Annotated in this window: 24 protein-coding genes and 1 pseudogene; 13 read left to right on the top strand and 12 right to left on the bottom strand. The window is 62.6% G+C overall.

Annotated features, from left to right (window positions below):
- Positions 1-11: 11 nt before the first annotated feature.
- Together OPV09_RS20440 and OPV09_RS20435 are read left to right on the top strand one after the other, a co-directional pair.
- The gene (locus OPV09_RS20440) at positions 12-881 is read left to right on the top strand and encodes a ThiF family adenylyltransferase (protein ID WP_034749708.1); all 870 of its coding nucleotides are present in this window, start codon (positions 12-14) and stop codon (positions 879-881) included.
- Positions 882-1,982, top strand: a complete 1,101-nt coding sequence (locus tag OPV09_RS20435; RefSeq protein ID WP_331777927.1) for a nitroreductase family protein — start codon at positions 882-884, stop codon at positions 1,980-1,982.
- A 40-nt stretch (positions 1,983-2,022) separates the two neighbouring features.
- Here OPV09_RS20435 and OPV09_RS20430 read toward each other — a convergent pair whose 3' ends face one another.
- The 3 genes from OPV09_RS20430 to OPV09_RS20420 form a co-directional block, all read right to left on the bottom strand.
- Positions 2,023-3,021 (bottom strand): EDSAP-1 family PEP-CTERM protein, encoded by a 999-nt coding sequence (locus OPV09_RS20430; RefSeq protein WP_338679232.1) that lies wholly within the window; start codon positions 3,019-3,021, stop codon positions 2,023-2,025.
- A 110-nt stretch (positions 3,022-3,131) separates the two neighbouring features.
- The gene (locus OPV09_RS20425) at positions 3,132-4,115 is read right to left on the bottom strand and encodes an EDSAP-1 family PEP-CTERM protein (RefSeq protein ID WP_034749700.1); all 984 of its coding nucleotides are present in this window, start codon (positions 4,113-4,115) and stop codon (positions 3,132-3,134) included.
- 189 nt (positions 4,116-4,304) lie between these two features.
- Positions 4,305-5,537, bottom strand: a complete 1,233-nt coding sequence (locus OPV09_RS20420; protein WP_338679231.1) for a glycosyltransferase — start codon at positions 5,535-5,537, stop codon at positions 4,305-4,307.
- A 138-nt stretch (positions 5,538-5,675) separates the two neighbouring features.
- Between OPV09_RS20420 and OPV09_RS20415 the strand changes: the two genes are divergently transcribed.
- The 4 genes from OPV09_RS20415 (at position 5,676) to OPV09_RS20400 (ending at position 7,267) form a co-directional block, all read left to right on the top strand.
- Positions 5,676-5,849 carry a hypothetical protein gene (locus OPV09_RS20415; RefSeq protein WP_175560443.1) on the top strand — a complete coding sequence of 58 codons (174 nt, stop codon included), beginning with the start codon at positions 5,676-5,678 and terminating at the stop codon, positions 5,847-5,849.
- A 240-nt stretch (positions 5,850-6,089) separates the two neighbouring features.
- Complete coding sequence (locus tag OPV09_RS20410) at positions 6,090-6,227, top strand: hypothetical protein (RefSeq protein WP_162995739.1); 138 nt, start codon at positions 6,090-6,092, stop codon at positions 6,225-6,227.
- Positions 6,228-6,356: 129 nt separating this feature from the next.
- On the top strand, positions 6,357-6,725 hold the full coding sequence (locus OPV09_RS20405; protein ID WP_034749696.1) for a hypothetical protein: 369 nt from the start codon (positions 6,357-6,359) through the stop codon (positions 6,723-6,725).
- Between the two features lie 83 nt (positions 6,726-6,808).
- Complete coding sequence (locus OPV09_RS20400; RefSeq protein WP_034750191.1) at positions 6,809-7,267, top strand: acyl-CoA thioesterase; 459 nt, start codon at positions 6,809-6,811, stop codon at positions 7,265-7,267.
- 87 nt (positions 7,268-7,354) lie between these two features.
- Here OPV09_RS20400 and OPV09_RS20395 read toward each other — a convergent pair whose 3' ends face one another.
- The 5 genes and pseudogenes from OPV09_RS20395 to OPV09_RS20375 all read right to left on the bottom strand — a co-directional run bounded on the left by OPV09_RS20395 (position 7,355) and on the right by OPV09_RS20375 (position 12,320).
- Complete coding sequence (locus OPV09_RS20395; RefSeq protein WP_035820280.1) at positions 7,355-8,761, bottom strand: DEAD/DEAH box helicase; 1,407 nt, start codon at positions 8,759-8,761, stop codon at positions 7,355-7,357.
- Positions 8,762-9,140: 379 nt separating this feature from the next.
- Positions 9,141-9,662 carry a DNA-binding protein gene (locus tag OPV09_RS20390; protein ID WP_331777923.1) on the bottom strand — a complete coding sequence of 174 codons (522 nt, stop codon included), beginning with the start codon at positions 9,660-9,662 and terminating at the stop codon, positions 9,141-9,143.
- 5 nt (positions 9,663-9,667) lie between these two features.
- Positions 9,668-9,944: pseudogene (locus OPV09_RS20385) on the bottom strand (hypothetical protein).
- A gap of 72 nt (positions 9,945-10,016) precedes the next feature.
- Positions 10,017-10,805: an enoyl-ACP reductase FabI gene (gene fabI, locus OPV09_RS20380; RefSeq protein ID WP_338679230.1), complete on the bottom strand. Its 789-nt coding sequence runs from the start codon at positions 10,803-10,805 to the stop codon at positions 10,017-10,019.
- A 102-nt stretch (positions 10,806-10,907) separates the two neighbouring features.
- The gene (locus OPV09_RS20375; protein ID WP_034749684.1) at positions 10,908-12,320 is read right to left on the bottom strand and encodes a transglycosylase SLT domain-containing protein; all 1,413 of its coding nucleotides are present in this window, start codon (positions 12,318-12,320) and stop codon (positions 10,908-10,910) included.
- A gap of 327 nt (positions 12,321-12,647) precedes the next feature.
- On the opposite strand from OPV09_RS20375, the gene OPV09_RS20370 reads away from it, so the two are divergent.
- Both OPV09_RS20370 and OPV09_RS20365 read left to right on the top strand, forming a co-directional pair.
- Positions 12,648-13,220 carry a DUF1415 domain-containing protein gene (locus OPV09_RS20370; RefSeq protein WP_319992807.1) on the top strand — a complete coding sequence of 191 codons (573 nt, stop codon included), beginning with the start codon at positions 12,648-12,650 and terminating at the stop codon, positions 13,218-13,220.
- On the top strand, positions 13,220-13,414 hold the full coding sequence (locus tag OPV09_RS20365) for a DUF1289 domain-containing protein (protein WP_034749680.1): 195 nt from the start codon (positions 13,220-13,222) through the stop codon (positions 13,412-13,414). Before OPV09_RS20370 ends, OPV09_RS20365 begins: the two co-directional genes overlap by 1 nt.
- Before the next feature lie 104 nt (positions 13,415-13,518).
- On the opposite strand, the gene OPV09_RS20360 is transcribed toward OPV09_RS20365, so the two are convergent.
- A complete protein-coding gene (locus OPV09_RS20360) occupies positions 13,519-14,025 on the bottom strand; it encodes a DUF1993 domain-containing protein (protein WP_034779265.1) in 507 nt (168 codons plus the stop codon).
- Between the two features lie 263 nt (positions 14,026-14,288).
- Between OPV09_RS20360 and OPV09_RS20355 the strand changes: the two genes are divergently transcribed.
- Both OPV09_RS20355 and OPV09_RS20350 read left to right on the top strand, forming a co-directional pair.
- Positions 14,289-17,414, top strand: a complete 3,126-nt coding sequence (locus tag OPV09_RS20355) for an EAL domain-containing protein (RefSeq protein ID WP_072452880.1) — start codon at positions 14,289-14,291, stop codon at positions 17,412-17,414.
- Positions 17,415-17,424: 10 nt separating this feature from the next.
- Entirely contained in the window at positions 17,425-19,698 is a 2,274-nt protein-coding gene (locus OPV09_RS20350; RefSeq protein WP_338679229.1) for a xanthine dehydrogenase family protein molybdopterin-binding subunit, read from the top strand.
- Between the two features lie 6 nt (positions 19,699-19,704).
- On the opposite strand, the gene OPV09_RS20345 is transcribed toward OPV09_RS20350, so the two are convergent.
- Complete coding sequence (locus OPV09_RS20345) at positions 19,705-20,133, bottom strand: thioredoxin family protein (RefSeq protein WP_072452883.1); 429 nt, start codon at positions 20,131-20,133, stop codon at positions 19,705-19,707.
- A gap of 275 nt (positions 20,134-20,408) precedes the next feature.
- Here OPV09_RS20345 and OPV09_RS20340 point away from each other — a divergent pair, with 275 nt between their 5' ends.
- A complete protein-coding gene (locus OPV09_RS20340) occupies positions 20,409-21,326 on the top strand; it encodes a 23S rRNA (adenine(2030)-N(6))-methyltransferase RlmJ (RefSeq protein WP_034749665.1) in 918 nt (305 codons plus the stop codon).
- A gap of 186 nt (positions 21,327-21,512) precedes the next feature.
- On the opposite strand, the gene OPV09_RS20335 is transcribed toward OPV09_RS20340, so the two are convergent.
- Entirely contained in the window at positions 21,513-22,262 is a 750-nt protein-coding gene (locus OPV09_RS20335; RefSeq protein ID WP_070302037.1) for an SAM-dependent methyltransferase, read from the bottom strand.
- A gap of 94 nt (positions 22,263-22,356) precedes the next feature.
- Positions 22,357-22,965 (bottom strand): Maf-like protein, encoded by a 609-nt coding sequence (locus tag OPV09_RS20330; protein ID WP_072454073.1) that lies wholly within the window; start codon positions 22,963-22,965, stop codon positions 22,357-22,359.
- Positions 22,966-23,187: 222 nt separating this feature from the next.
- Between OPV09_RS20330 and OPV09_RS20325 the strand changes: the two genes are divergently transcribed.
- Entirely contained in the window at positions 23,188-23,685 is a 498-nt protein-coding gene (locus OPV09_RS20325; protein WP_034749656.1) for a YceD family protein, read from the top strand.
- A gap of 202 nt (positions 23,686-23,887) precedes the next feature.
- On the top strand, positions 23,888-24,070 hold the full coding sequence (gene rpmF, locus OPV09_RS20320) for a 50S ribosomal protein L32 (protein WP_034749653.1): 183 nt from the start codon (positions 23,888-23,890) through the stop codon (positions 24,068-24,070).
- The last annotated feature ends 106 nt before the right edge of the window (positions 24,071-24,176 follow it).

The following is a 24,176-nucleotide window of genomic DNA, read 5'->3' as shown; positions in this document are numbered from 1 at the left end:
TAGAGGTGAGCATGACAGATGGTTTTTCCTATCACGCGGCATTTGCCCGCAACCTGGGCTGGGTCACGCAGGCGGAGCAAAACAGCTTGCGCGGCAAGCGCGTGGCCATTGCCGGCATGGGTGGTGTCGGCGGCGTGCACTTGCTGACCCTGGCGCGGCTGGGCATCGGCGCTTTCCACATCGCCGATTTCGATACCTTCGATATCGCCAACTTCAACCGCCAGGCCGGCGCCATGGTCTCCACCCTGGGCCAGCCCAAGGTGGCCGTGCTGGCGCAGATGGCGCGCGACATCAATCCCGAACTCGACATCAAGCAGTTTCCCGACGGCATACACGACAGCAACCTGGCCGAGTTCTTTGCCGGTGTCGACCTGTATGTGGACGGCCTGGATTTCTTCGCTTTTCCCGCACGCCAGGCCACTTTCGCCACGTGCGCCCGCCTGGGCATTCCCGCCATCACGGCCGCGCCGCTGGGCATGGGTACGGCCGTGCTCAGCTTCATGCCGGGCGGCATGACGTTCGAAGAGTATTTTGGCTGGGGCGACTTGCCCGAAGAAGAAAAAGCGCTGCGCTTTCTCGTCGGGCTGGCGCCGGCCGGCTTGCACGGCCCCTACCTGGTCGACCCGTCCGCCATCAACCTGAAGGAGCGGCGCGGGCCGTCGACCATCATGGGCTGCCAGCTGTGCGCGGGCGCGGCCGCCACGGAAGCCTTGAAAATTCTGTTGAAACGAGGCAAGGTGATGGCGGCGCCGCACGGTGTGCATTTCGACGCCTACCGCAACAAGCTCGTGCATACCTGGCGTCCCGGCGGCAACCGTCATCCGCTGCAGCGCCTGACGATGGCCATCATCAAGCGGCGTCGCGCCGCGCAGGGGGCATAAATGGCGCAAGCACTGTTGAACGATCCCGTGCTGGAAAGCATCCTCGACCAGGCGCGCTGGGCGCCCAGCGGCGACAACACGCAGCCGTGGCGCTTTGAAGTCGTGGACCCGCGCCACGTGGTCGTGCATGGCTTCGATACGCGCAGCCACTGCGTGTACGACCTCGACGGCCATCCCAGCCAGCTATCGCTGGGCGCCTTGCTTGAAAGTATGGCGCTGGCGGCCAGCTGTCACGGCTTGCGCATGGAAGCGCGCCGGCGCCTGTCCATGCCCGATACCCTGCCCACCTTCGATGTGCACCTGATCGACAGCCCCGGCATGCTGCCCGATCCGCTGGCGGCCTTCCTGCCGCAGCGCAGCGTGCAGCGGCGGCGGCTCAGCACGCGCAGCCTGCGCGCCAGCGAAAAGGCGGCGCTGGCGGCCAGCTTGCCGTCCGGCTATGGCGTGCAATGGTTCGAAGGCGGGCGCGCGCGGCTGGCCTGCGCGCGGCTGATGTTCGACAATGCAAAGCTGCGCCTGACCATGCCCGAAGCGCACAAGGTGCACCGCGACGTGATCGAATGGGGCGCGCGCTTCAGCAGCGACCGCATCCCGGAGCAGGCGCTCGGCGTCGATGCGATGACGGCGCGCCTGATGCGCTGGGTCATGCACAGCTGGCGCCGCGTGGATTTTTTCAATACCTGGCTGGGCGGCACCATTGCCCCGCGGCTGCAGATGGACTTGCTGCCGGGCCTGTATTGCGCCGCGCATTTCGCGCTGCTGGCCGATGCGCCGCCGCGCCATATCGACGATTACGTGGCGGCCGGCCGTGCCATGCAGCGCTTCTGGCTGACGGCCACGCAGCTGGGACTGCAATTGCAGCCGGAACTGACGCCGCTGATCTTTGCCCGCTATGTGCGCGAGCGGCGCACCTTTTCGCGCACCGATGGCATGCAGGAAATGGCGCAGGAACTGGCCGTACAATGCCAGGGCGTGCTGGGGGCGGCGGCGGTCGAACGGGCCGTGTTCCTCGGACGCATCGGTGCGGGGCCGGCGGCCAGTGCACGCTCCTTGCGCCGTCCGCTGCAAGACTTGCTGGTGGCCCCCACAACGGGGCAGTAGCGCGCGTGACGCCGTGCGCGCCACGGCGTCAGCATCAGCATCAGCGCCGGTGCCGGCGCTGTGGCGCCAGGCACGCCAGCGCTGCCAGACCCGCCGCCAGCAGCGGCAAGGTGCCGGGCAGCGCCACCGGGGTGACGCCTGGCACGTAGGCCAGTTCGGAACTGTTCAGCATGTTCAGCACGAGGGTGTAGTTGCCCGCCACCAGGTTGTCCGTGACGGCGCCATATTGCCCGCCGCACGTTTTGCCGGTGCCCGTGCCCGTGGGCGCGCCGCAGCCGCTGGGGTCGTACGTGAATACGCTGCCGCTGGTGAGCGGCGTTTGCGCGTAGCCCGTATTGAGGTTGGCGGCGTCGGCCAGTTCGGTGCCGCCCAGGATGCCGGAGCCCAGGCTGCCGTCGGGCGCCCAGTTGAAGACGATCTTGCCATTGTCATCGATGATGCTGAACGTCATCGCCATATTCGTCGTGGCCGCCGAGCCCGTGCCGGCCAGCGCGTCCAGGTACAGCTGCATGAAGGGCAGGGCCTGGAAGTCGAAGGCCAGGGTTGCGCCCGGCTGGCCGACGATGAAATTGATGGCCAGGGCCGTGCTGGAACCGTTGCGTCCCGAGGCGTCGGCGCTGCCGCCGCCCGTCAGGAAGGTTTCCGCCGCATTCACCGTATGCGTACTGGTCGAGCCCGGCGGGAACGGGGGAATTTGCGAAGTGATGATTTGCGCCTCGCCGCGCGCATACGCGGCGTTGCCCATGCCTTGCTGGGTAAAATCGTTTTGCCCTTTGGTGACGGCGCCGCGTGTCGCTTGCGGCGCGTCGATCTCATTGCTGCCACCGTTGATGACGCTGCTGCCGTTGAGCGTGGCGGTGGTGCGCGACAGGTCGATATTGCTGATCAAGGTGGTGGAACCGGTGGGATTGCTGATGACCAGGCCAAAGACGCTGGTGTAGGAATAGCCGTAGGCGGCGGCGCTGGCAGTGCCGCTGCCGGCCAGCAACAGCAAGGCCAGCAGGGCCGTTGAAAGTCGGGTGCATAAAAATGTAGTCATGAAAATCCTCATCTCCTGGTCGGCTGCGTTGTAAGGAAAACCGACAGGCTTGCCGCATAAAAAAAAGGCGAGGAGACTCCCTCGCCTGTGAATCCCCCCTGTTGCCTGGTTCAGGCGGCAACTTTGCGGCGGCGGGCGTAGCCCAGGCCGGCCAGGCCCAGGCCCAGCAAGGCCAAGGTGCCCGGTTCGGGTGTCGCCGCCTGTTTCACCAAGTCCACGCTTTCTACCGCATTCAAGGTCAAGGTGTAGTTGCCGGCCGTCAAAGCATTGCTGACGGAGCTGAAGTTGCTGCCGCACGCTGTACCCACACCGGTGCCCGTGGGCGTGCCGCAGCCGGAAGGGTCGTAGGTGAACAAATTGCCGCGCGTGAGGAAATTGGTCGCCAGGCTGGTGTTCAGGTTGGCGCCATCGGCGTTTTCCGTGCCGCCGAAGATGCCCGAGCCGATCACGCCGTCCGGCGTCCAGTTGAATACCGTCGCGCCGGCCGCGTCCGTGATGGTGAAGGTGACGACCAGGTTGGCCGTGGCTGTGGACAGCTGCCCGACCGTGCTTTGCAGGAAGACCTGCATGAAGGGCGACGCCAGGAAGTCGAAGCTCAGGGTTGCCGTGGGCGAGCCGACGACGAAATCGACCGAGAAACCCGTGGTCGAGCCGTTGCGCCCGGACGCATCGGCCGTGCCGGCAGGCCCGTCAAGGTGGGCTTCGGCCACGTTGACGGCCTGGGTGGAGGTGGAGCCTGGCGGGAACGAAGGGAACTGCGTGCTGACGATTTGCGCATCGCCGCGTGAATAGTTGCCTGCCGGGCCTTGTTGCGTGAAGTCGTTTTCGCCCTTGATGACGGGGCCGACGTTGGCGCGTGGGGCATCGAGCGAACCGGCGCCGCCATTGATGACGCTCACGCCATTCAGGGTGGCCGTGCTGCGCGAGATCGTGGTGCTGTTGGCCACCGTGATCTGGCCCGTCGGCACGGCGATCACCAGGCCGAAGATGTTGTTGTACGAATAGCCGTAGGCGCCCGCCTGTGCGCTACCGGCGGCGCACAGCATGGCCAATGCCGCTGCGGCCGGGAGCAGTTTCAGTTTCGAGAGTTTCATTGTATTCACCTCATGGTTGAGTGAGTCTGGAAGTCTTGCCTGAGACCTGTCGGCAGGTGCTCATGGCCAGTACCTAGCGACTTCCATGCCAACGCATGAGGTTCTTTTGAAATCAATGACTTGGCGTGCTTTTGTTGACGCGTTGCAAGCTTTGCCCGATGCGCTGTAAGAAAAACCGACGCCAGCCTTTCAAGGTTGTCCGCCTTGTGGCAACGAGCCCAGCAGGGCGTGCATATGGGGCAGCAAGCGATGCGCGGGCACATAGTCGCGCATGGCCGTGGCCAGCTGGCGCGCCGCCAGCTTGGCCCGGCCATCGTCGAGCATGCGCGTGGCGGCATGGCGCAGAGCGGTTTCCTGGAAGCGGTCGGCGCGCAGCAGCAGGCCGGCGCCGGCGCCCACGATGCCGTGCATGTTGAGAAATTGGTCGAGGTTGTTGGCGATGCCGATGACAGGCACGCCTGCCGTCAGCGCTTGCTGGCTGGTGGGGCTGCCGCCGTTGCAGATCACCAGGCTGGCGCGCCGGGCGGCCGCGTCACCTGGTAAAAAAGGCGCGACATAGGCATTTGGCGGCACGGCATCGACGCGGATGGTGCCGGCCGTGGCCGCCAATACGGTGACGGGCAGGGGCGCCAGCGCGCGCAGCACGCGCGGCAGCAATTGCCCCTGGCCTGAACTGCCCAGGGTGACATAGATGATGGGCCGTCCGCTGCTCAGTTCCGGGCGCTGCCACCAGTCCGGCAAGTCGAGCGGCGGCGCCCAGATGATGGGACCCAGGTAGTCGTGCGTGGACGGCATGCCGTGCGGCGGGAACAGTTGCGGAATATCCGCGTACAAGGTGCGGTCGGCATCCGTATAGATGCGCCGCAGGTCGCTGCCCAGCGATGGCAAGCCATGGCGGCGGCGCACGCGGTTCAGGGGCACGGCGTGCGAGGCGAAGGCCAGCGGGCGGATCAGGCGGAACAGGGGATCGGCCAGCCAGATGGGCAGCACGCCCGTCAGGGGCAGGTTGGGCACCGTGTAGTGCTGGCGCACCCAGGGACTCCAGTAGGCGTTGCTGACGGTAATGTAGGGAATGCGCTGCAGGCGCGCGCTGACCGACAGCGACAGGCGGAAGTCGCCGATCACGAGGTCGGGCTGGACGGCATTGAGCAGGCGCAAGTCGTCTTCCACATACGCGTGCAAGGTGCTTTCCGTATACACGGGCTTGCCGTGCGCCAGCGCCTGCAGAAATTGCAGCGATGAAATACTGTCGATGCGCCAGCGGCGGAAGGGGGCTTGCTTGAAACAAAAGTCATACCCATCGGCGCAGGCAAAATGCACCGCGTATTTTGCCTCGTCCAGCTCCTGGGCCAGGCTCAGGGGACGGCCAACATGGGCCAGGGTCACTGCCTCGGCCATAAAGAGGATTTTCTTGCGCGCCATAGGGGTCGCTTGCACTCGTGCTGGAAGGGATGCCTGCGAAGTTGGAGTGGCGCCACGCCGTTTAGTTCCCCTGCAGCGGGCCAATGGCGGGCGCCAGGATTTGGCCGTATCGGCTACAGTGGAGCAAAGGAGGCCACCATGCAGCCACAATTCCGCTTTGCCCCGCTGCGTGCGCACAGCACGCCCGAACCCGATATGCCGCCACCGCCCGAAGGCGATCCCCTCAAGCCGCCGCCGGAACCGCCGCCGCACATCGACCCCGTGCCGGTCGAGGAACCAACGCCGCCACCACCGCCCGTGAAAATGCATTGAACGGTTCTCGGACCGTGGCGCCGCGCCATGGGTGGCGGCGGGCAGGCGCGCGCGATGTTTATTTCCAATCGGAAATGGAAGGTGCGGGCCTCGCCAGAGGCACGCCAATTAAACAACAAAAATGCGCATAAATGTTGCCGAGCGGATACAAATCAAGCTCCAACTGCTGAGTGTCATGCGGCCGTCACGATTCTGTTCTTATAATGAGACATCATAAAAATTCTTGTACAGGAGACCATCGTGGGCAATTCCTTGCATAACAAAATCTACCTGGGCCGGCGGCCTGTGATCACCAGCAAACACCTCGTGGCGCTGGCCCTGGCGGGCGCCGTGGCTGGTTGCGGCCTGGCCTGGCTGCTGCTGCGCAGCTACAAATAACGGTCGTCACGCCCGTGTTTCCGCCGCCTGGCCGCATGGCGGGCGGCGGTAGATTCACGTTGCCTGTTGCCGATGCGCAGCGGGGCGCGTACCATGGGGGCCGAACACCTGGCCTTTTATGGAAAAGTAATGAAGAACGAGAAATTAACAACCGATGAATATGACGCGCTGGAGCAAGTTGCACGCGGCATCAAGACCGAGCGCCCCAGTGCTTGCGTTGCCCGCAATGCCAAGCGCCTGTCGGGTCTGAAGCTGCTCAGCTATGCACGCGACGGCCGTCTGTCCATCACCGAGAAAGCACAACAACTGCTGTTCCTGCGCCGCTGCATCATGGGTTTGCGCGCCGTCGCCACCGATCCGCTGACCAAGCTCGATACGGACGTGGCGTATTTCCTGGGCAAGAAAGCCCACATCGTGGCGCGCGCCGAAGGCGAAGGCCACGACATTTCCGACAAGGGCCGCGAATCGCTGGCCGACATCGACACCCTGGGCCTGTAAGGCTCACAACCGGCCCCTGGGGCCGGTTTTCACATCTTCCCTCACTTTTAATTTCCCCCTTGGAGAACACTTTGGACAGCGCGATGAACTGGTCGGCCCACGAACTGACGATGACGGTCTTGATGACGCCCGATATGGCCAACTTTTCCGGCAACGTGCACGGCGGCACCATCCTCAAATACCTCGACAGCGTCGCCTACGCCTGCGCCAGCCGCTATTCGGGCAGCTATGTGGTGACCCTGTCGGTGGACCAGGTGATGTTCCTGCAGCCTATCCACGTGGGCGAACTGGTGACGTTCCTCGCGTCGATCAATTACACGGGTACGACATCGATGGAAGTGGGCATCCGCGTGGTGACGGAAAACATCCAGCAGCGTCTGGTGCGCCATGCCAACAGCTGCTATTTCACGATGGTGGCGGTGGATGCCAACCGCAAGCCGGTGGCCGTGCCGCCGCTGGTGCTCGAGACGCCGGAACAGCACGCGCGCTTCGAGCAGGCCAAGCTGCGCAAGCTGTCGCGCCAGAAAGTGTCGAAAAAATAAATGCGGCGGACATGAAAAAACGGCCACCAGAGTGATCTGGTGGCCGTTTTTTATTGCCTGCCGCCTGTGGGCGGCATGGCGCCGTGATTAACGGTCGCCGTAGCTGCGGCGTGCGCCGTCGGTGCTGCGCGGGTTGGAACCCTTGTAGCCGCCGCCGGTGCTCGGTGCGCCGTCTTTGCGTGGTGCGCCTGGCTTGCTGAACGTGCGTTGGCCTGGCTTCGCGCCGCCACGGTTGTCGCCTGGTTTCCAGCCGCCTGGACGGGCGCTCGAACGTGGTGCCGACGCCGTTTTCTTCGGCTCGAAACCTTCGATGACATTGACCGGGATCAATTGCTTGGTGAAGCGTTCGATGCGCTTGACGTTCATGCCTTCAGCGTGGTTCACCAGCGAGATGGCCAGGCCATTGCGGCCAGCGCGGCCGGTACGGCCGATGCGGTGGACGTAGTCTTCCGGGAACTTCGGCAGGTCGTAGTTGAACACGTGGGTGATCGTTGGCACGTCGATACCGCGGGCGGCAACGTCGGTGGCAACCAGCACTTTGACCTGGCCGCGGCGCATGCCGTCCAGGGTGCGGTTACGCGCGCCCTGATGCATGTCGCCGTGCAAGGCGGCAGCCGAGAAGCCGGCGATGTTCAGACGGTCGGCGATGGTGTCGGCGTCACGCTTGGTGGCGGTGAATACAACAGCCTGGTCCAGCGATTCGTCGCGCAGCAGGTGGTCCAGCAGGCGATTCTTGTGCGACAGGTCGTCGACGAAGTGGACGCGCTGGGTGATGTTTTCATGCTTGTTGCTCGAGCTTGCCACTTGGATGACCAGTGGGTTCTTCGTGATGCGGCGGGCCATGTTACCCACGACGCCGTCCAAGGTTGCCGAGAACAGCATGGTTTGACGGCCTTCTGGTGTCGCTTCCACGATTTTTTCGATGTCGTCGATGAAACCCATGTCCAGCATGCGGTCGGCTTCGTCCAGCACCAGGATTTCCAGTTGCGAGAAGTCGATCTTGCCCGAGTCCATGTGGTCGATCAGACGGCCAGGGGTGGCGACCAGAATCTCAGGATTCTTGGCCAGCAATTGCATCTGTTTAGGGTAAGGCATGCCGCCCAGAATCGACACAGCCTTGATGCGGCGGATGCCGGTGCTGTACTTGTCGGTGTTGGTGGTCACTTGCAGGGCCAGTTCGCGCGTTGGCGTCAGCACCAGCATTTTTGGCTGGGCAGCCTTGAAACGTGGACGCTCGCCGCGGGCGCGCGATGCTTGCATTTCCTGATTCGGCGTCTTGCCGGCGGCGCTTTGTTCGGCGCTGGCCAGTTTGTGCAGCGACGGCAGCATGAAAGCTGCGGTCTTGCCCGAACCGGTCTGCGACGAGACCAGCAGGTCACGGCCTTCGATCGCGGCTGGAATCGCTTGCGACTGTACCGCGGTTGGCGCGGTGTAGCCCGATTCGGTCAGAGCGGCGATGATGGACGGATGCAGGCCTAAGGATTCAAATGTCATTCTTTTCTTTCGTAAAAATCAGCGTTCTTGCAAAAAGCAGAACGCAAAATAGCAACGCCAACCAAAACGAAATGACTCAACTAGAAAGAAATTTCGGCACAAAAGCTTTGCGCCGGGACGGTGTCAGGTGCGACACACAAGGCGGGAGGGCTTTATAAGCGGCATCCTGTGGATGCGCTAAGGCTTGCGAAGCTGCTAAGTTTGTAGTGCATGACTGCGGTGTTGCCATCGCTTCAAGGGAACATATTGCAGCGCACAACGACACTATACCGTATTTGACGCCGTTTTGCACGGGCTAAATGGGAAGAAACGAAAGTCCTACCACGTTTTGCGCATGTTTCCTATGTGAAATCAGTAGGAATACGTAGTTTTCGCCCGTTCAGTTGAGCATGGCCACGATGTCGGCGGGCAGCGGCGGCGCCTGTCGCGTTTCCCTGGCCAGATTGATTTGCCGGGTGACCTGCGCCAGTTCGACCAGGCTGCGTTCCAGCTGATACGTTCCCTTTGCGTGCAGCCACGCCAGTACGTCGTCCAGGTGCCAGATGGTGGCGCTGCCTTCATGCACGGGCACGGGGAAGCTGTGGCGGTATTTGCTCATCAGCTTGTGCAGGTTTTGCCGGGACAGGCCCAGCACCTGCGCCACGTCGGTCAGGCCCACGAAGTCGGGCGAAGCCTCGACCAGCACGGCATCGGGCACGATGGCCTTGACGTCGGCCAGGGCGCTGAGCAAGGCTGCGTTGGCATTGCTGGCCTCGCGCATGAATTCCAGCGCCAGGCGTCCCGCTTGCCCGATGCCGACCAGGGCGTCGTCGCAACCGCCGCTGCCCAGGCGCTCGGCCAGCGCGTCGAGGTCGTGTTCGTGGTCGGGCAGGCGGTACTTGAGAGTAAAGATGTAATCCATGATGGCTATCTTCTGGATTTGCGTTGCATGCAGTCGTGCATCAGTTTGTTGAAAGTGCAATTATCGACCACCCGGCGGATCGCCCGCGCGTGGTTGCCCGGGTTTTTCGGCGTGCTCCAGATGCAGGCGATACAGAATTCGCCACAGCGGCAGCCGTCGTCATTGTAGGGGCGAGATCTTGCCCCAGGCATGGCTGCCGCCCACTTCCACTCGCCAGCCCTGGCTTTCCGCGTGGCGCAGCGCCGCTTCGATTTCTTTCTTGGGATGCGAGGAGCGCGCCATGCGATGGCTCCAATGTAGGTCGATATTTCGAGGTTGTCAAGTGACAACCGAAAAATATCGACCATCACCGCATCACTCTATTTCGGGATTGACGGCCATTACTTGCGAAAAGCCGCCATCGACGTAGGTAATCTCGCCCGTGATGCCCGAGGCCAGGTCGGACAGCAGAAAGGCGGCCGTGTTGCCGACCTCTTCGATGGTGACATTGCGGCGCAGCGGGGCGTGTTCGGCCACAAATCCCAGCAATTTACTGAAATCCTTGATGCCGGAAGCGGCCAGGGTCTTGATGGGGCCGGCGGAAATGCCGTTGGCGCGGATGCCGCGCGGACCCAGCGATTCGGCCAGGTAGCGCACGGATGCTTCCAGCGACGCCTTGGCCAGGCCCATGGTGTTGTAGTAGGGCACGGCGCGCACGGCGCCCAGGTAGGTCAGGGTCAGGACCGACGCGCCCGGATGCAGCAGGGGCAGGGCGGCCTTGGCCATGGCGGGGAAGCTGTAGGCGGAAATGTCGTGCGCGATGCGGAAGCTGTCGCGCGACAGGCCGTCGAGGAAGTCGCCGGCGATCGCCTCGCGCGGCGCGAAGCCGATGGCGTGCACCAGGCCGTCCAACTGATCCCAGTGGCGCGCCAGGTCGCTGAAGACGGTGCTGATCTGTTCATCGCTGGACACGTCGCAGTCGAACACCAGTTCGCTGCCGAATTCCGCCGCAAATTCCGTGATGCGCTCCTTGAAGCGTTCGCCCACATACGTGAAGGCGAGGGCGGCGCCTTCGCGGTGGCAAGCCTTGGCAATGCCATAGGCGATGGAGCGGTTCGACAGCAAGCCCGTGATGAGGATTTTTTTGCCTTGCAAGAAAGCCATGACGACTCCTGTCTGGGTAGGTGGGCGGGTAAGCGGATGTGCAACCGGCCGCGACAGCAAAGCTGTGGCGGCCGGTGAGGTGGATCTATACGGATCAGGCGATCAGTGACGGGCCTTGGCTCGGCTGTTACCGCCGCCGCGCTGGATGCGTGGTTTCACCAGGGAAATTGGCGCCGCTTGCACCTTGCCGCCCTTGGTGACGCGGCGCACGGCCTTGGCGACCCGTTCAGGACGGTCCGCTTCCAGCAGCATGGTGGCGCTGTCGGCGATTTCCTGGGTGATGTCGCTGTTCATCGTGGCCGAGGTTTTCGGCACGAGGATGGTGGAGCCGGCGCGCAAACGCGTGCGCTGGGGAATATTGTTGGCCTGGCGCAGCACGTCGGCCGTGGTGCCGAATTTCGACGCCAGCGTTTCGATGCGTTCGCGCGCATTGGTGATCTTGTGCGTGGTCCAGCTCGACAAGGCATGGCCCCATTGCGCCAGGTTGGTGGTGAACTTGGCGGCGTTTTCCTGCGGCAGCAGAATTTTCGTCTTTTCGCCACCGATGATGACGGGGCGGTTAAATTGCGGATTCAAGGCCTTGAATTCATCCATCGACAGTTCGGCGAGCTGGGCGGCGACGGTGATGTCGATGTCGCTGGTCTTGTCGATGGCCGTGAAGTAGGGCTGGTTGTCAACCACGGGCAGGGTCAGGCCGAACTGGGCCGGATTGGCGATGATGTTTTTCACCGCTTGCAATTTCGGCACGTAGTTGCGCGTTTCGGCCGGCATCAGGTCGGCCAGGCTTTCGAAGTCGGTTGGCTTGCCCAGCGCCTGGTTTTTCTTGATGGCGCGCTGCACCGAGCCTTCGCCCCAGTTGTAGGCGGCCAGGGCCAGTTGCCAATCGCCAAACATGTCATACAGGCGCTGCAGGTACGTGAGGGCCGCATCGGTCGAGGCCAGCACGCCGCGGCGCTCGTCCTTGAACATGTTTTGCTTGAGGTTGAAATCGCGTCCCGTGGCGGGCACGAATTGCCACATGCCGGCGGCATTGGCGCTCGAGAACGCTTGCGGGTTGAAGGCGGACTCGATGAACGGCAGTAATGCCAGTTCCGTCGGCATGCCGCGTTTTTCCAGTTCCTGCACCACGTGGAAAATGTAGCGCGAGGCGCGTGCCGTCGTGCGGGCGATGTAGTCGGGGCGGGTGGCGTACCAGTTGACGTGATTCGCTACCAGCTGGTTGTTGATGTCGGGAATCGCATAGCCGCTGCGGATGCGGCCCCAGACGTCGGCTTCGCGCAGCGGATCGGAATTGTCACTGAGGTTTTTCAGCAGACGATCGGTCTTTTGCAGGCGGTTGTCGAGGGTGGGGAGTTTCGCCGTGACCTGGGCGGTCATCGGGATCAGGGCGGGCGTGGTGGCGGCGACTGGCGCGTTATCGCTCTCAACACCGGCTTCGTACGCCTGGCTGAGGGCGGGCGCAAGCGCCAGGGCCAACGCCGCCAGGACGGTAGATTTAAAGGAGTTTTCGTGCATAGTGTTCCATTGTTGTCGTCGGAGAAACATCGGACAGACCCATGATTAAGCTGCGAGTGTACGTATATCCACATGCCGGAGTCAAGAATTATGTCAGCATGATGACAGCACATAGGCGTCAATAGCGATGTTTCCAGTCGCTAATAATGTAATTATTACAAATTTAATTTGCCAGATGTGCGATTCGGCCGCTGTTATAGCATATATGGCCACGGTCATGGCGCAAGCCTGGCGGCCGTCCGGTATGAGGCTGCGCAAAAGTGCGTACAATTTGGCTTTGGCCGACCATTCAGCCGCCGGCCGCTTTATTGATAGAGAGTCAAGTATATGAACACCCCGCCGCGCCACGACGACGACAACGCCGTCATCATCGCCAATACTGTTGCCTGGTTGGAAAAGGCCGTGATCGGCCTGAACCTGTGCCCGTTTGCCAAGGCCGTGCACGTCAAGAAGCAGATCCGCTATGTGGTGTGCGAATCGAGCAATCCCGAAGATTTGCTGGCGATGCTGATGGACGAGCTGCAAACCCTGGCCGACACGGATCCCGAGCAGATCGACACGACCCTGCTGATCCACCCGTACACTCTGAACGATTTCCTCGACTACAACGAGTTTCTCGACGTGGCCGATGCGGCCGTGGAAGACATGCACCTGGCCGGCGAGCTGCAAGTGGCCAGCTTCCACCCGAGCTACCAGTTTGCCGAAACGTTCGAGGACGATATCAGCAACTACACGAACCGCTCGCCGTACCCGACCCTGCACCTGCTGCGCGAAGACAGCATCGAGCGCGCCGTCGAGGCGTTCCCGGAAGCGTCGGACATCTTCGACAAGAATATCGCCACCCTGGAAGCGCTGGGCACCGAAGGCTGGGAAAAGCTCGGCCTGCCGAAGGTATCCTGATGGCTGACAAGGAATTGCCGCCGCGTCCAGACACGCCCTGCGTGGCCGTGTGCTCGACGACTTTCGATGAAATCTGCCGCGGCTGCGGCCGCACCGTGGTGGAAGTGGCCCACTGGGTGTCGATGACGGATGAAGAGAAGGAAGTGGTGTGGGTGAGGATACTGGCGCAAGGGTATCCGCGCCGGAATACCTGATTTAACCCAACGGCAACTGCTGGGGTCAGACCCGGCGGGGGAATGCTTCCCAATGGGAAGCATTCCGATTCCGAAGGAACTGACCCCATTTTCACAGCTAAGGATCAATAGCTGCCGATGAAGTCTTTCTTGCCGACTTCAATACCGTTATGGCGCAGGATGTCGTATGCCGTCGTCGCGTGGAAGAAGAAGTGCGGCAGCGCGTAGTGGAACAGATAGGTCTGGCCCGTGAAGTGCTTGGTCTTTTCGCCGCTGCCGGTGGTGATGGCGCGCGTTTCGCTGCCGTCGATGTCCGCTTGCGGCAGGCTTTCCAGGAAGGCGATGGTTTTGACGATGCGCGCTTTCAGTTCGGCAAAGCTCTGTTCGCTGTCTTCATACGGTGGCACGGCCACGCCGGCCAGGCGCGCGCCGCAACCCTTGGCGAAGTCGGTGGCGATCTGGATCTGGCGCACGAACGGCAGCATGTCCGGGAACAAGCGGAATTGCAGCAGGGCGTTCGGGTCGATTTTCTTGTCTTGCGCGTGCGTTTCCGCCTTGTCCAGGATAGCGGCCAGGCTGCCCAGGATCTGTTTGAAGACGGGGATCGAAGCGGAGTAGATGGAGAAGGTCATGGTGGTTCCTCTAGGGTAAAGTGGCGCGATGATAGCAAGCTAAGCGTTTTTCTGCTGGCGCCGGCCGGGCGCGCCGGTCAGCGTGTGGTTTTTCAACCCTGTTTATATGACATGAGGTTGCCGCTGGCGCGTGTTTATTGGTGACTTACCCCGCTTTTTCCATGCATAATTGCTCCTGAAAAAAGTTTCTTCCCGCCTGACCACCCGAATTCCCCTGTAAAGTTCAATGATCGCCCGCCTGATCCCTGTTGCCCTGTTGCCGCATGTTTAATTCACCTTACCAGCGCCTGCGCGCCAGCCTGCGTGTGCTGTACGGTTCGTCGATCTATGGCGCCCTGCTGCTGGTGGTATTTGGCGGCCTTGTCGTGCCCGCCATCTTCGGCAGCTATGTGCTCGTCGGCGTGCATGAGCGCCAGTCGGCGCGCACCAGCCTGAACGAAGCCTTGCAGCGCAATGTCGATATCCTGGCGCTGGGCATGCAGGAGTCGCTGTGGAACATGAATGCGGAATCGGCCCACTCGCTGGTCGAGTCGGTGATGCGCGACCGTTCCGTGCTGCTGGTGAAGGTGCTGGGGCAGGGCGACACGGAATTCATCAGCCTGCAGGCGCCGCAGCGGCCCGTGGGCAATCTGTACCGCGCCGAGCGCGACATCCTCGTGCGCGGCGAACGCATCGGCCACGTCGTCGTCGAGATGGACGACGCGCGCAGCCAGCAGGAGCTGCGCGAAAAGCAGATGTCGTATATTTTCGTGCTGGGCGCGCAGCTGGCCGTGTCGATGGCACTGATCGTGCTGTTCCTGAACCGCCGCCTGTTGAAGCCCCTGCGCCGCCTGACGCGTTTTTCCGACCGTCTGTCGCACGGCGATTTCGACACGCCGCTGGCTTCGCACAGCAATGACGAACTGGGTCGCCTGACGGCCCAGCTCGAGCAAATGCGCGCGGCCATCGGCCAGCTGTTCGAGGATGTGGGCCAGCGCGAAGAGCGTTTCCGCACCATCGTCACGCAGGTGCCGGGCGCCGTCTTCCGCTACCGGCCCGATGGGCCCATCGATTTCGTCAGCGATGCCATCGAAGACATTTCCGGCTATTCGGCGCGCCAGTTCATGCGCGGCACCACGCATGCCTGGGCCGACCTGATCTGCCCGGAAGACCGCCGCGAGCACCGCCGCGCCGTCGGCCAGGCCGTGCTCGACGAACGGCCGTATGCGCTGGAATACCGCATCGTCGACGCTTTCGGCATCGAGCGCTGGGTGGCCGAGAATGGCCAGCCGCAGGTGGGCGAGCAGGGCGTCATCTGGATCGACGGCATCATCGCCGACATCAGCCAGCGCAAGCACCACGAGATGCGCATCGAAGCGCTGCTGACGGAGCAGAGCGCCATCCTCGACAACGTCATGTTCGGCGTGATGTTCGTGCGCCACCGCCGCATCATTTCCGTCAACCGCCGCTGTGAGGAACTGTTCGGCTACGGCCATGCCGAAATGACGGGCAGTTCCACCGCCATCGTGTTTACGAGTTCGTATGACTTCGAAGAGGCGGGCGAGCGCCAGTATCCGGCCCTGGCCGCGGGTGGCGATTTCAGCGAGGAGCGCCAGTACAAACGCCGCGACGGCAGCCTGTTCTGGGCGCTGGTGAGCGGCTGCGCGCTCGATCCGCTGCGCCCCAACGAAGGCAGTATCTGGGTGTATGCCGATATCACGGCGCGCAAGGAAGCCGAGGAGAAATTGCGTTTGTCGGCCACCGTGCTCGAACACATCGCCGATGGCGTGATGGTGGTCGACGCCGATGGCATCATCGTCACCGTCAATCCCGCCTTCACGCAGATCACCGGTTACGCCGAAGCCGAGGCGCTGGGGCAGCATGCGTCGCTGACGCGTTCCGAGCGGCACGACGCCGCGTTTTACCAGTCCTTGTGGGATGAACTGGCCGTCTCGGGCTTCTGGCGCGGCGAGATCTGGAACCGGCGCAAGAACGGCGAGGTGTACCTGGAATGGCTGACCATCAGCGCCGTGCGCGACACGCGTGCCGTCACCACCCATTACGTGGGCGTGTTCAGCGACATCACCCTGATCAAGGAATCGCAGGAAAAGCTCGATCACATGGCCCACCACGATCCGCTGACGGCGCTGCCGAACCGGCTGCTGTTCCATGACCGCCTGCAGCACGCGCTGCTGCGCGCCGCGCGCGACCAGGAGCAGCTGGCCGTGCTGTTCATCGACCTGGACCGCTTCAAGAACGTCAACGACACCCTGGGCCACCATGTGGGCGACGAATTGCTGCAAAAGGTGGCCGGCCAGCTGGCGGCCCGCCTGCGCGAAGGCGATACCTTGGCGCGCCTGGGTGGCGACGAATTCATCGTCCTGCTCGAACGCATCGACGGCGAGTATGGCGCCACGCAGGTGGCGGAAAAACTGATGACCATGTTCGACCAGCCGTTCACGGTGGCCGGCCACGAACTGTTCGTCACCTGCAGCGTGGGCATCAGCCTGTATCCGGACGATGCGCTGGATTTGAACATGTTGATCCGCAATGCCGACGTGGCCATGTACCAGGCCAAGGCGCGCGGGCGCAATGGCTACCGCTTCTATGCGCCGTCGATGACGGGCGAGGGTGTCGAGCGGCTGCGCCTGGAAACCTTTTTGCGCCGCTCGATCGAAAAGAACGAGATGTTCCTCAATTACCAGCCGCAGGTGGAAATCGACACGGGCCGCCTGGTCGGCGTCGAGGCGCTGGTGCGCTGGAACCATCCGGAACTGGGCCTGGTGCCGCCGGCGCGCTTCATCCCGCTGGCCGAGGACAGCGGTTTCATCAACCAGCTGGGCAAATGGGTGCTCGACGAAGCGTGCCGCCAGATGATGCGCTGGCAGGCGCAGGGCTTGCACGTGCCGAAGATGGCCGTCAACCTGTCCGTAAAACAGTTCGAGCGGGGCAGCATCGCCGGCATGGTGGCGGCGATATTGAAGGAAACGGGCCTCGAGCCGCAGCGCCTGCAGCTGGAAGTGACGGAATCCGTCATCATGAACACGGGCGACGCCCTCGGTTTCATCAACGACTTGCACGCCATCGGCGTGGGCCTGGCCATCGACGATTTCGGCACCGGCTATTCCTCGCTCGCGTATCTGAAACAGCTGCCCGTGCAGACCTTGAAGATCGACCGCTCCTTCATCAAGGATATCTCGACGGACGTCAACGACGAGGCGATTGCGATTGCCATCATCCAGCTGGGCAAGAGCATGCATTTGTCCGTGATTGCCGAAGGCGTGGAGACGGAAGAGCAGGCCGCTTTCCTGCTGCGCCATGGCTGCAAGCTGGCGCAAGGTTATTTTTATAGCCGTCCGGTGCTGGCACAGGATATGCTGGAGCGCTGGATCGATCACTCACTACTATAAAGGACAGCCCATGGCCGCACACTCCTCCCCGTCGCGCCGTCGTTTCCTGCTCGGCGGCCTTGGCCTCGGCGTGGCCGGCGTGGGCGCCCTGGTGCTGGGCTGGGGCGTGCTGCCGCCGCGCCAGCGCCTGCATGGCAGCGCGCCGCTGCCGCTTCAGGATGGCGCCGTGGCCCTCAACGGCTGGTTGGCCATCGGCACGGATGGCACGGTGACCCTGGCCATGCCGCGCAGCGAGATGGGGCAGGGCGTGCACACGGCCTTGCCGATGCTGGTGGCCGAGGAACTCGACGTGCCGCTGGCCAGCGTCAAACTGATACAGGCGCCGAACGATAAAATCTTCGGCAATGTCGCCATGCTCAAGGACAGCCTGCCTTTCCATCCGGACGACCAGGGACGCTTGAAGGCGCTGGCGCAGTGGACGGTGGCCAAGGCGGCGCGCGAACTGGGCGTGATCGTCACGGGCGGCTCGTCGAGCGTGAAAGATGGCTGGGGTCCCATGCGCGAGGCGGGGGCGTCGGCGCGCGCCATGCTGGTAGGCGCCGCCGCCGCGTTGTGGCAGGTGCCGGCCGCGCAGTGCCGCACGCAGGACGGTGAAGTGCTGCATCCGGACGGCCGGCGCGCCAGCTACGCCAGCCTGGCGCAGCGCGCCGCCGTTATCGATCCGGGTACGCCCGTGCTGAAACTGCCCAAGGATTTCAAACTGATCGGCCAGCCGGCGCCGCGCCGCGATACGCCATCGAAAGTCAATGGCAGCGCGCGTTTCGGCATCGATGCGCGTCCGCCCGGCATGCTGTACGCGGCCCTGCATCTGCCGCCGCGCCTGGGTGATAGCTTGTCCGCGTTCGACGCGGCGCCCATACTCGCCATGCCCGGCGTGAAAAAAGTGCTGGACCTGACGCCGCAGCTGGCGCAGCGCAGCATTTCGTGCGCGGCCGTGGTGGCCGACACCTGGTGGCGCGCGAAGCAGGCGGCGGCCGCCTTGCCGACGCAGTGGAAGGCTGGCCCGCAAGCGAACTTGTCCAGCGCCGACGTCTACGCGGAGTTTGCCCGCCTGTTGGACACCGAAGCCGGTTATGCCTATCACGCCAGCGGCGAGGTGGAAAGTAAAGCCGTGCAGGGCATGCGGCAGGTCAGCGCCGAGTACCGCGCACCGTTCCTCGCGCATGCCGCCATGGAGCCCGTCAACTGCACCGCGCAGGTGAAAAATGGCAAGGTGATGCTGTGGGCCTCGACGCAGGCACCCGGCATCGCTGTCGGCGTGGCGGCGAAAGTGGCCGGCGTCGATGCGAAGGATGTCAGCATCGAGGTGCTGCTGCTCGGTGGCGGTTTCGGCCGCCGCCTGGAAGTGGATATGGTCGCGCAAGCCGTGGCCATCGCGCTGCAGTGCGATGGCGCGCCCGTGCAGCTGGTGTGGACGCGCGAACAGGACACAAAGCACGATATGTACCGTCCCGCCGCGCTGGCCCGCTTTGCGGCCCGCCTCGACGAGCATGGCCGCATCGCTTCCTGGGACAATAAATCCGTCAGCGGCTCCATCACGCATCAATACCTGCAGCGCAATTTCGGCTTGCCCGGCGCGGGGCCGGACAAGACGACGGCCGAAGGCGAATTCGACATGCCGTATGAAATCGCCAACCAGCGCATCGCCCACGTGATCGCCGACAGTGCCGTGCCGGTCGGCTACTGGCGCTCGGTCGGGCATTCGCACAACGCGTTCTTCAAGGAAAGCTTTATCGACGAACTGGCGCATGCGGCGGGGCAGGATGGTATCGCCTTCCGCCGCGCCATGCTGGTGCGGCATCCGCGCCATTTGGCCGTACTCGATGCGGCCGTCGCCAGGGCGGGCAGTCCTCCGCCCGGCCATGCGCATGGCGTGGCCTTGCACCAGTCGTTTGGCAGCATCGTCGCGCAAGTGGCGCAGGTATCGGTGGAAAACGGCGAAATCCGCGTGCAGCGCGTTGTGTGCGCCATCGATTGTGGCATTGCCGTCAATCCGAACATCATCGCCCAGCAGATGGAGTCGGCCGTGCTGTTCGGCCTGTCGGCGGCGCTGGGCGGCGAGATCACGTTCAAGGAGGGGAGGGTCGAGCAGGGCAACTTCCACGACTATCCCGTGCTGCGCATGGGGCAGACGCCCGAGGTGGAAACCATCATCATCGCCAGCGCCGAGCATCCGGAAGGCGTGGGCGAACCGGGCACGCCGCCGATTGCGCCGGCCGTGGCCAACGCCGTGTTCAGTCTGACGGGGAAAAGGCTGCGCAGCCTGCCGCTGCGCCTGGCTTGATGTGGATCAGGCCAGGGTGGCGGCCAGCATCTGGCGCAGATTGCAGTCGCGCTGCCAGTCGCGCCGTTCCTGCGTGCTGCCGGCCAGCGCGGCCAGTTCCTCGGCGCTGAGCGCCTGCTGCGCCTGCACCATGCGGTGCGCCAGGCCGCCGTCGGGCAGCACGGTGCCGAAGAAGGCCACGTTGTCTTCGCGCTGGATCAGCAGGGTGGGGAAGTTGTCGATGTCGAGGTCGCCCACCACGTCGGCCTGGTCCTCGATATCGATCCAGACGAAGACGGTGTCCGGGTGGCGCGCGGCCAGTTCCTCGAACGTGGCGCGGTAGCTGCCGCAAGTGCCGCACCACAGCGCGCACAGGCAGGCCACCGTCCAGCGCGGGCCGGCCAGGGTTGCCGCGACGTCGGCGCGGTTATCGGTCGTGAGGGTCAGGCTGTGCATGGTCGTTTCTATTAGTAGGCGGATGGGCGCGGGCGCCCGATGCGCGTATTCTACCGCGCCCGGCGATGCCAGTCCCGGGAATGCATGGGCTTGTTTAGCCGTGTTTTTTGATGCAATCCACCTTTCTGGTGGATAATGCTGGTAATTGCGCGCTGATTACGCTGGTCCATGCTGTTTCCTGGCCCCGCAGCCTGACCCCTCCAGTCTGTTTTCATGCCCTGCCCGGTGTCAGCGCTCCCGCCTTTATTTATTTTTATTATGGAATTAGCCAGCTTATGTTGAGTTACCGCCACGCCTTTCACGCGGGTAATCACGCCGATGTGTTGAAGCATTATGTGCAGATTCAGTTGTTGCAATATCTGAATCAAAAAGATACCGCCTATAGTTATATCGATACCCACTCCGGCGCAGGCGTGTATGCGCTCGACGGCGGTTATGCCTCGAAAAATGCCGAGTACGAAACGGGCATCGCGCCCCTGTGGGACCGCACGGACCTGCCGGCCTCGCTGGCCGAGTACATGAAGCTGATCAAGGAAATGAATCCGAGCGGCAAGATGCGCTACTACCCGGGTTCGCCGTACTGCGCTGACAAGGTCAGCCGCGAGCAAGACCGTCTGCGCCTGTTCGAGCTGCATCCAGCCGATGCAAAGATTCTGGCCGACAACTTCCGCAAGGTCGAGGCGCATGCGCTGGCCCAGGGCGAGCGTCCGACCGTGCGCGGCAAGCGCGTGCTCATCACCAAGGCCGACGGCTTCCAGAGCCTGAAAGCCCTGCTGCCGCCGCCATCGCGCCGCGCGCTCGTGCTGATCGACCCGCCGTATGAAGACAAGATGGATTACCGCAAGGTCAAGGATACCCTGGCCGACGCCCTCGTGCGCTTCCCGTCCGGCATGTATGCCGTCTGGTACCCGGTGCTGCAGCGCATGGAATCGCGCCAGTTCGCCGACAAGCTCAAGCAACTGCCCAGCTCGGACTGGCTGCACGTGACCCTGACGGTCAACACCCCGTCGCCGGACGGCTTCGGCTTGCACAGCAGCGGCATGTTCATCTTGAACCCGCCGTACACCCTGGAGCCGATGTTGCGCGAAGTCATGCCGTACCTGGTCAAGGTGCTGGGCCGCGACGATGGCGCGAAGTTTGTATTGGAAACGGGCAAGGGCGGACAGAAGAACACGGGCACCCGTCGCGTCTGAAGACACCTGACCAAACCTACTGCGCGTCGGTATAGGCGGCCTGCGATGCTCACCGTACTAGAGTACGGTTGCGCTTCTTAGCCACCTCTCCCTTCCGCTCGCTACGGTTTTGTCAGTTGTCGTGACTATCGTAGTGAGGCAAAGCAAAGCAAACGCCACGGTAAATATTTCCGTGGCGTTTGTCGTTTACTGTCCCAGCAACAGGAACACGGTCGGTTTCTTGTGGAAGTCAGGCGCCTTGCCGGCGGCTAATTGTTTTTTCCACTGGCCGCCATTCCATGTCTGCACGCTTTCCGTGTCCAGGCTCAGGTCGGTGGCGACGCAGATCAGCGTCGATGGCGCGCATTGCGCCACGAGCGCTTCCAGCATGGCGGCGTTGCGGTACGGCGTTTCGATGAACAGCTGGGTCTGCTTTTCATTGCGCGAGCGGCTTTCCAGTTCCTTGATGCGCTTGGCGCGCAGGGCGGCGTCCGTGGGCAGATAGCCGTTGAAGGCGAAGCTCTGGCCGTTCAAGCCGCTGGCCATCACGGCCAGCAGGATCGACGACGGGCCCACCAGCGGGCGCACTTTAATGCCGTGCTGATGCGCCAGGCGCACGAGGTCGGCACCCGGGTCGGCCACGGCGGGCACGCCTGCTTCCGACACGAGGCCCGCGTCGCGTCCCGCCAGCAGCGGCGCCAGCAAGCCGGCCAGCGCTTGCGCCGGGGTATTGACGTTCAGTTCGGAAATCGTGATTTCCTGCAGCGGCTTGGCCAGCGGATGCTGGTTGCCGATCAATTTCAAAAAGGCGCGCGCCGTCTTGGCGTTTTCCGCAACGAAATAATCGAGCTGCGACGTGATCTGCCGCACTTGCTCTGGAATGATGTGGCCCAGCGGGTCGCTTGCGCCGTCGGACAGGCCGAGGTGGTTGGGAATCAGGTACAGGGTGCCGGTCATATTGTTAGCTTTGTATTGGCCGGGGTCAGTCCCTTCGGGATCGGAGTGCGCTCCACTGGAACGCACTCCCCCGTCGGGTCTGACCCCAGGGTGATTAAAATGTGAAAAACGCCACACCCGCCTTGCGCAGCATGCCCGTGAGGGCGATCAGCGGCAAGCCGGTCAGGGCGGTCGGGTCGGTGGTGGCTATGCGTTCGAGCAGGGCGATGCCCAGGCCTTCGTTCTTGGCGCTGCCGGCGCAGTCATATGGCTGCTCGATGCGCAGGTAGGCGTCCAGCTCGGCATCGGGCAAGTCGCGTACGGTGACAAGGGTCTGGACGTCTTCCACTTGCGCTACAGGCGGACTCTGGCGGCCGTCGAGCAGGCACAGTGCCGTGTGGAACACGGTCTGGCGCCCGCGCATGGTTTGCAGTTGCAGCAGGGCATTCGCATGGTTGCCGGGCTTGCCGATCTGGGCGCCATCGAGTGTGGCGACCTGGTCGGAGCCGATGACGAGGCTGCCAGGATAGTGGTCGAGCACGGCTTGCGCCTTGGCCTGGGCCAGGCGCAGGGCCGTGGCGCTGGGGCTTTCGCCTGGCAGGGGACTTTCGTCGAGATCGGGCACGGCCACCTCGAAAGGCAGGCGCAGGCGTTGCAGCAATTCCTTGCGGTAGGTCGAACTCGATGCAAGAATCAAGCGCGATGGGGCGGAAGTTGGTATCATTCGGTAGTGGATGGCGGCCGGCATGGCCGCGCTGGTCGATGTCAGTGGAATTTCACGCAAATTCCAGGGCGCAGAGCCCACAACTGAGGCTCCATGCGGCATGACGGTGTTGATGAAATGTCATGTTGATGGCAATAATTGCGTCAAAAAAGATGCTTAGCCTTTGACTCCGTGCTAAAAACCCTGTTATTATCGCAGGTTTTCCGGGGAAATTTTCTACCAATGAATGCTTTTGTGATCGACACCTTTGATTTTTGTCGTATCAGCGGGAGCCGCGAGGGTGTAACTCCTGTCGCTGAAATGACCCGGTTGACCAAGGATTGTGCAGATAGTTCCGGCGAGATCGCCTGGAAAATCGTCGGCGGCACCAGCAAGCTGGGCTACCCACAACTGACCTTGTCGGTCAACGGCACCGTTCAGCTGGTTTGCCAGCGCTGCCTGACTCCGTATGCTTACGTAATTGATTCGACGACCACTCTGATGCTGGGCAAGGATGACGAGCACGCGGACGAGATCGAAGAAATCATCAACGATGAATCGATCGACGTGATCGTCGGCAGCCGCAACATGGATGCCGCGGCCCTGATCGAAGATGAAGCCTTGCTGGCCCTGCCGCAGGTGCCCAAACACGACGTCTGCCCCGATACGGCGCAGCTCGATGCTCTCAAGACTGAAAAGAAGTCGCCGTTTGCGGCACTGAAAGACTTGAAGCCAGAATAAAGTAGTAAAGGGGTTTTCCCCATCAAAGAACGTGTCAAACGCGTGTTGTAATCGAGTATGGCAAGTGTAGTGAAATGTAATTGTAATAAACGATGTCGGTCCGGGCTATTTTCGGGTAGTCTTTGCCGCTGGGATACTCGATTCGCATGTATTTGCCAATCGATTGTGCTAAAATTTTAGAACTTATGTATTAGGAGTCATCATGGCAGTTCAACAGAACAAGAAAACCCCTTCCAAGCGCGGCATGCACCGTTCGCACGACTTCCTGGTCGCGCCGCAATTGAGCGTCGAGCCAGTTACCGGCGAAACACACATGCGTCACCATATCAGCCCTAACGGCTTCTATCGTGGCCGTAAAGTGTTGAAGACCAAAAACGACGAGTAATCGACGTTTTTGTTGGGTAAGATGAAAGCGGTGTTGCGTGGTTATTCGGCGTGGCGCCGCTTCTTCTTTTTTATCGGCTGCAATTCATCTTGCACACCCGTCATTT

It is taken from the genome of Janthinobacterium sp. TB1-E2 (assembly GCF_036885605.1).
Classification (GTDB): Bacteria; Pseudomonadota; Gammaproteobacteria; order Burkholderiales; family Burkholderiaceae_D; genus Janthinobacterium; species Janthinobacterium aestuarii.
The sequence above is the reverse complement of the archived record's forward strand: the minus strand, read 5'-3'. Positions and strand labels throughout refer to the sequence as shown.

Excerpts from the sequence above, each read along its gene's own strand:
- OPV09_RS20440 (WP_034749708.1), top strand. The coding sequence starts at position 12 with ATGACAGATGGTTTTTCCTATCACGCGGCATTTGCCCGCAACCTGGGC.
- OPV09_RS20435 (WP_331777927.1), top strand. The coding sequence starts at position 882 with ATGGCGCAAGCACTGTTGAACGATCCCGTGCTGGAAAGCATCCTCGAC.
- OPV09_RS20430 (WP_338679232.1), bottom strand. The coding sequence starts at position 3,021 with ATGACTACATTTTTATGCACCCGACTTTCAACGGCCCTGCTGGCCTTG.
- OPV09_RS20425 (WP_034749700.1), bottom strand. The coding sequence starts at position 4,115 with ATGAAACTCTCGAAACTGAAACTGCTCCCGGCCGCAGCGGCATTGGCC.
- OPV09_RS20420 (WP_338679231.1), bottom strand. The coding sequence starts at position 5,537 with ATGGCGCGCAAGAAAATCCTCTTTATGGCCGAGGCAGTGACCCTGGCC.
- OPV09_RS20415 (WP_175560443.1), top strand. The coding sequence starts at position 5,676 with ATGCAGCCACAATTCCGCTTTGCCCCGCTGCGTGCGCACAGCACGCCC.
- OPV09_RS20405 (WP_034749696.1), top strand. The coding sequence starts at position 6,357 with ATGAAGAACGAGAAATTAACAACCGATGAATATGACGCGCTGGAGCAA.
- OPV09_RS20400 (WP_034750191.1), top strand. The coding sequence starts at position 6,809 with ATGAACTGGTCGGCCCACGAACTGACGATGACGGTCTTGATGACGCCC.
- OPV09_RS20395 (WP_035820280.1), bottom strand. The coding sequence starts at position 8,761 with ATGACATTTGAATCCTTAGGCCTGCATCCGTCCATCATCGCCGCTCTG.
- OPV09_RS20390 (WP_331777923.1), bottom strand. The coding sequence starts at position 9,662 with ATGGATTACATCTTTACTCTCAAGTACCGCCTGCCCGACCACGAACAC.
- fabI (WP_338679230.1), bottom strand. The coding sequence starts at position 10,805 with ATGGCTTTCTTGCAAGGCAAAAAAATCCTCATCACGGGCTTGCTGTCG.
- OPV09_RS20375 (WP_034749684.1), bottom strand. The coding sequence starts at position 12,320 with ATGCACGAAAACTCCTTTAAATCTACCGTCCTGGCGGCGTTGGCCCTG.
- OPV09_RS20370 (WP_319992807.1), top strand. The coding sequence starts at position 12,648 with ATGAACACCCCGCCGCGCCACGACGACGACAACGCCGTCATCATCGCC.
- OPV09_RS20365 (WP_034749680.1), top strand. The coding sequence starts at position 13,220 with ATGGCTGACAAGGAATTGCCGCCGCGTCCAGACACGCCCTGCGTGGCC.
- OPV09_RS20360 (WP_034779265.1), bottom strand. The coding sequence starts at position 14,025 with ATGACCTTCTCCATCTACTCCGCTTCGATCCCCGTCTTCAAACAGATC.
- OPV09_RS20355 (WP_072452880.1), top strand. The coding sequence starts at position 14,289 with ATGTTTAATTCACCTTACCAGCGCCTGCGCGCCAGCCTGCGTGTGCTG.
- OPV09_RS20350 (WP_338679229.1), top strand. The coding sequence starts at position 17,425 with ATGGCCGCACACTCCTCCCCGTCGCGCCGTCGTTTCCTGCTCGGCGGC.
- OPV09_RS20345 (WP_072452883.1), bottom strand. The coding sequence starts at position 20,133 with ATGCACAGCCTGACCCTCACGACCGATAACCGCGCCGACGTCGCGGCA.
- OPV09_RS20340 (WP_034749665.1), top strand. The coding sequence starts at position 20,409 with ATGTTGAGTTACCGCCACGCCTTTCACGCGGGTAATCACGCCGATGTG.
- OPV09_RS20335 (WP_070302037.1), bottom strand. The coding sequence starts at position 22,262 with ATGACCGGCACCCTGTACCTGATTCCCAACCACCTCGGCCTGTCCGAC.
- OPV09_RS20330 (WP_072454073.1), bottom strand. The coding sequence starts at position 22,965 with ATGATACCAACTTCCGCCCCATCGCGCTTGATTCTTGCATCGAGTTCG.
- OPV09_RS20325 (WP_034749656.1), top strand. The coding sequence starts at position 23,188 with ATGAATGCTTTTGTGATCGACACCTTTGATTTTTGTCGTATCAGCGGG.
- rpmF (WP_034749653.1), top strand. The coding sequence starts at position 23,888 with ATGGCAGTTCAACAGAACAAGAAAACCCCTTCCAAGCGCGGCATGCAC.